The sequence below is a fragment of the Saccharothrix sp. NPDC042600 genome, assembly GCF_040647305.1.
Classification (GTDB): domain Bacteria; phylum Actinomycetota; class Actinomycetes; order Mycobacteriales; family Pseudonocardiaceae; genus Actinosynnema; species Actinosynnema mutabilis.
On sequence record NZ_JBEZBW010000200.1, the window covers coordinates 1 to 4,762 of the forward strand.

The 4,762-nt window shown below is 73.0% G+C and carries 3 protein-coding genes, 1 pseudogene and 1 riboswitch; of the genes and pseudogenes, 2 read left to right on the forward strand and 2 right to left on the reverse strand.

The features are described 5' to 3' along the window. Positions 1-360: 360 nt before the first annotated feature. A pseudogene (locus AB0A74_RS42465) lies at positions 361-711 on the reverse strand (transglycosylase SLT domain-containing protein); the annotation flags it as partial. Between the two features lie 875 nt (positions 712-1,586). Here AB0A74_RS42465 and AB0A74_RS42470 point away from each other — a divergent pair. Then, the gene (locus AB0A74_RS42470; protein ID WP_358258881.1) at positions 1,587-3,176 is read left to right on the forward strand and encodes a TlrC/CarA/OleB/SrmB family ABC-F type ribosomal protection protein; all 1,590 of its coding nucleotides are present in this window, start codon (positions 1,587-1,589) and stop codon (positions 3,174-3,176) included. A 52-nt stretch (positions 3,177-3,228) separates the two neighbouring features. Here the strand turns inward: AB0A74_RS42470 and AB0A74_RS42475 are convergent, their stop codons facing one another. Next, positions 3,229-4,086: a tetrahydrofolate dehydrogenase/cyclohydrolase catalytic domain-containing protein gene (locus AB0A74_RS42475; protein ID WP_358258882.1), complete on the reverse strand. Its 858-nt coding sequence runs from the start codon at positions 4,084-4,086 to the stop codon at positions 3,229-3,231. 25 nt (positions 4,087-4,111) lie between these two features. Then, positions 4,112-4,192, reverse strand: a riboswitch (ZMP/ZTP riboswitch). 162 nt (positions 4,193-4,354) lie between these two features. On the opposite strand from AB0A74_RS42475, the gene AB0A74_RS42480 reads away from it, so the two are divergent. Beyond that, on the forward strand, positions 4,355-4,630 hold the full coding sequence (locus AB0A74_RS42480) for a hypothetical protein (protein WP_358258884.1): 276 nt from the start codon (positions 4,355-4,357) through the stop codon (positions 4,628-4,630). The last annotated feature ends 132 nt before the right edge of the window (positions 4,631-4,762 follow it).

A 4,762-nucleotide genomic window follows, 5' to 3' on the forward strand; every position in this document is an offset into this window, starting at 1 on the left:
ACCCCTATACCCCATACTGGCAACCCCCCTTCCCGGTTGCCAAAGTCGGGATTGGGGTGGTTCCCCCCGGCCGCCCGCCGGGGGCCCCCCTCCCCCGGGACCCCGGCCCGGCACGTGCCGGTGTCGGGGTTTCGGCGCGTGCCGGGCCGGGAAGCCTGACGCGGGGAAGCCGGGATCTGGCGACGGGGGCCGCTCCGGGCGGGGGCCGCTCCGGACAAGGGCCGCTCCGGACGGGAGCCACGCGGGGCGCTGAGGGCGGCGGGCCGAGCCGTCAGCCGCGGCCAAGCCGTCAGCCACGGGCAGCCACGGCGGGCCGGCCTCGTGCCGCGGTGGTCGTCTCAACGGCCGCGGCGGGCCGCCTCAGTAGCCGCGGTAGCCGCCGCCCGCGAGCATGGAGGCCAGTCCGGGGTGGCGGTCGAAGCCGCCGTAGCGGGCGTAGGTGTAGCGGACGCCCGCGATGATGTTGTCGACCGGGTTGTAGATGTCGTCGTGCCCGGGCAGCTTGTACGCCTGGAACGTCGGGTCGATGCACTGCATCAGGCCCTTGGACGGCGTGCCGCGCGCGGCGTTGGAGTCCCAGGTGTTGATGGCGCGCGGGTTGCCGCCGGACTCCTTGTAGACGATCGTCCAGATCTCGTCGACGCTGTCGTTGGTGATCGGGGTGCCGTTGGCGGCGAGGATCGCGATGGCCTCGCGCGCCCACGCCTCGACCTGGCGCTGCGTCGGCGACTTGCGGGCCTCGGCGGCCTCGTGGGCGGCCTTCGCGGCGGCCTCGGCGGCGGCCTGCTGACGGGCCGCGTAACCGCTCTGGGCGACGCCGCTGGCCTGGTTGAAGGCGTGCAGCGCGGTGAGCTGCTCCTGGCGGATGATGCGCGCGGTCTCCGAGCCGAGGTCCACCGAGTGGATGGTCTCGACCTTGCCGGTGCGGACGTTCTCGTCCGGCAGCCCGCCGAACTCGGCGCCGCCGGCCATCGGGTTGAGGGTGCCGCTGGTCACGGCGTGTGCCGCCGCGCCCGCTCCGGTCACGATGCCGACCGCGACGGCGACGCCGGCGAGTCTTTTCGGGAGCCTGCGGTCGGGTTCGGCGCGGTGCGCGCCGATGTATCCCGGTGCGGCTGCGCTGACCGTGTAGACGGTCGGCTCGTCCGCCCGGGACTTCCTATGGCGAGCCAAGGGAAGTGCCTCCTGCGTCGGGGAGCCCCACCACCGGCCTCCTGGCGGGGGATCCAGGCCGGGAGGCAGTCCGGGGGATGACTGCCGGCCCGTGTCCGGCCGGTGATAGAACCGTTATCTGGCGGCCAGGAACGTAACCGTTGGTTACGCGGAAGGGCAAGACCAGCACCAATGGTGGTGACGCAGGTCACGTTTGTTGACCGTAGCGTCACTCACAGTCAACAGAATTCCCTTGATGATCGAATCAGCTTCCCGTACGGTGGCCGTCGATGGGAATCTTGTACTTCTTCCTGTGATCGGTCGCCGGTCCGCGTAGAGCACGGCTCCGCGGCGGCGGTCAGGTGCGAATCCTCCCCCTTCACCGATCGACTCGGCTGCCGCGCCGTCGCGCGCGCCGGGAACAGGAGCCCGCCTTGCGCACCGCGCAACTGTCCCTCCACGACGTCACCAAGCGCTTCGACACCCGGGTCGTGCTCGACCGCGTCTCCCTCACCGTCAAACCGGGGGAGAAGGTCGGGGTGATCGGCGACAACGGGTCCGGCAAGTCCACCCTGCTGGCGCTGCTCGCGGGCCGCCTCACACCCGACCACGGCGAGGTCACCGTGGTCGCGCCGGGCGGGGTCGGCCACCTGCCGCAGACCCTGGACCTGCCGCCGCACGCGACCGTCGCCGACGCCGTCGACCTCGCCCTGGCCGACCTGCGCGCCCTGGAGGCCGAGATCCGGCGGCTGGAACTCGACCTGACCGACCTGGCCCGCTACGCCGAGCTGGTGGAGCGGTTCGAGGCGCGCGGCGGGTACGAGGCCGACACCAGGGTGGACATCGCCCTGCACGGCCTGGGCCTGCCCGCGCTGGACCGCGCCCGCCCGCTGGGCACGCTGTCCGGCGGCGAGCGGTCCCGACTGGCGCTGGCCGCCACCCTGGCCGCCGCTCCCGAGCTGCTGCTGCTCGACGAGCCGACCAACGACCTGGACGACAAGGCGGTGGCGTGGCTCGAACAGCACCTGCGCGCCCACCGGGGCACCGTCGTGGCCATCACCCACGACCGCGTGTTCCTGGAGAACGTCACCGCCACCGTCCTGGAGGTGGAGGAGGGCCGCGTCCGGCGCTACGGCGACGGCTACGACGGCTACCTCGCCGCCAAGGCCGCCGACCGCGCGCGGCGGCTGCGCGAGTACGAGCGGTGGCGGGACGAACTGGCCCGGCACGAGCGGCTCGCGGCGTCCCACGCCACCCGGATGGGGGAAATCCCGCGCAAGCTGCCGCTGGCGGTGTTCGCCGCCGGTCCGTTCCGGGCGCGGGGGCGTGCGCACGGGGTGATGAGCCGCATCCGCAACGCCAAGGAGAGGGTGCACCGGCTGACCGAGTCCCCGGTCGCCCCGCCACCGGACCCGTTGCGCTTCACCGCGCGGCCGGTCGTCGGCGAGGCGTCCGCGGTGAAGCTGTCGGACGTGCGGGTGGGTGATCGCCTGTTCGTGCCGGAGCTGACCCTCGAACCGGGGGAGCGGCTGCTGGTGACCGGCCCGAACGGCGCGGGCAAGACGACCTTGGTGCGGGTGCTGGCGGGCGAGCTGGCGCCCGACAGCGGCACCGTGGTCGTGCCGGCCCGGGTCGGCCACCTGCGCCAGGACGACGTCCCGATGCCGCGCGGCATGACCGTGGCGCAGGCCTTCGCGGCCGGGCGCGGTGACCCGGAGGAGTGGGCGGACCGGCTGCTCGCGCTGGGCCTGTTCACGCCGGCGGACCTCCGGTTGCGGCTGGGGGAGCTGTCCTACGGGCAGCGGCGGCGGGTCGAGCTGGCGCGGCTGGTGACCGGGCCGGTGGACCTGCTGCTGCTGGACGAGCCGACCAACCACCTGTCACCGGGCCTGGTCGAGGACCTGGAGGCGGCGCTGGCCGACTACCCGGGCGCGCTGGTGGTGGTCACCCACGACCGCCGCACCCGCTCCCGCTTCACCGGCCGCCGCCTGCACCTGGACCACGGCGCGGTGGTCCCCGCCTGACCCCGTTCGCCCGCGCCGCCCGCTCCTCGGACGGCGCGGGCGCGGTCGTCGCTCAGGCGGGCTGGAGGGCCTTCTCGGCCGCCTCGGCCGCGTCCACGGTCTGGGCGAGGAGCAGGGCGATGGTCATCGGCCCGACCCCGCCCGGCACCGGCGTGACGAAGCCCGCCCGCTCGCTCGCCGCCACGTACTCGACGTCACCGACGTTGCCGGGGTTGTAGCCGGCGTCGACCACCACGGCGCCGGGCTTGAGCCACGCCCCGCGCACCAGTTCCGGCTTGCCCACGGCGGCCACCACGATGTCCGCCGTCGCGACCACCGAGGCCAGGTCGGCGGTGCGCGAGTGGCAGTAGGTGACGGTCGCGTTGCGGGCGAGCAGCAGCATGCCGACCGGCTTGCCCAGGATCGGGCTGCGCCCCACCACGACCGCGTGCCGGCCCTCCAGCTCGATGCCGTAGGCGTCGAGCAGCCGCAGGATGCCGCCGGGCGTGCACGAGTGGAACCCGGGCTCGCCGAAGGCCATGGCCGCGAAGCTGTGCATGGTGACGCCGTCGACGTCCTTGCCCGGCGCGATCGCCTCGAACGCCGCGCGCTCGTCGATGTGCCCCGGCACCGGGTGCTGCAACAGGATGCCGTCGACCAACGGGTCGGCCGACAGCTCGGAGATCCGCGCGACCAGTTCCCCGGTCGTCGTGGCCGCGGGAAGCTCGACCGCCCGCGACTCGATGCCGACCTTGGCGCACCGGGACCGCTTCATGCGCACGTAGGTCTGGGACGCGGGGTCGTCACCCACCAGGACAGTGGCGAGCAGGGGAGCGCGGCCGGTGCGCTCGGTGAAGGCGGCGGCACGGGCGGCGGTCTCCTCCAGCAGGGTCCGGGCCACAGCGGTGCCGTCGAGGATGCGTGCGGTCATCGAGGTACTCCTCACCCGAAGGTATGAGGGGCACCCAGGCGGGCGATGCCGGCTCGCTTGCACTCCCCGGTGGTGAATCCACCCGACGCCAGTCGTGCACCGTGGATTCTAGCGGGAGATCAAGGTCACACACGGATGCGCACCGGCACCGACCAGGAGAGGCTGATCACCGGGTTGACCGAGCCGGCAGCGCCCGCTCCGTAACCCCCCGTACATCTCAGCGGCGGCGAATTATGCTGTTCGGGGCTGCCCACCGGGTGGACCGGACATGACGGACGAACTGACAGGCGGGCTGATGGCGGGGCAGTACGGTCGATCTTCGGGGCAACGCCGGCCGGCTTTCGGGCGGGTCGACCCGTTCTGCCTGTTCGCCGTGCTGCCGATGCTGCTGCTGGCGGGCCTGTCGTTCTGGGGCGACCTGGCCATCGTGGGCGTGGTGGTCATCCTGGCGGCCATCCTGCTCGTGGTCTTCGACTCCTGGTCCAACCGCCCGGCCAAGGTCACCCACGACGCCGAGTACTACGACGACGACGAGGACTACTGAGCCTCCCCGCACCTCCGCCCCCACAACGGCGGCGCTCTTCGCCGCGCAGCGGCGTGCTTTTGGTTCGGGCTCCCAGCCACAAGGGGCCTTCGTGTTCCCCACCGTATGACCTGCCCGAAGGGCTACCACACT

Coding starts and splice junctions, on each gene's coding strand:
- AB0A74_RS42480 (WP_358258884.1), top strand. CDS start 4,355: ATGACGGACGAACTGACAGGCGGGCTGATGGCGGGGCAGTACGGTCGA.
- AB0A74_RS42475 (WP_358258882.1), bottom strand. CDS start 4,086: ATGACCGCACGCATCCTCGACGGCACCGCTGTGGCCCGGACCCTGCTG.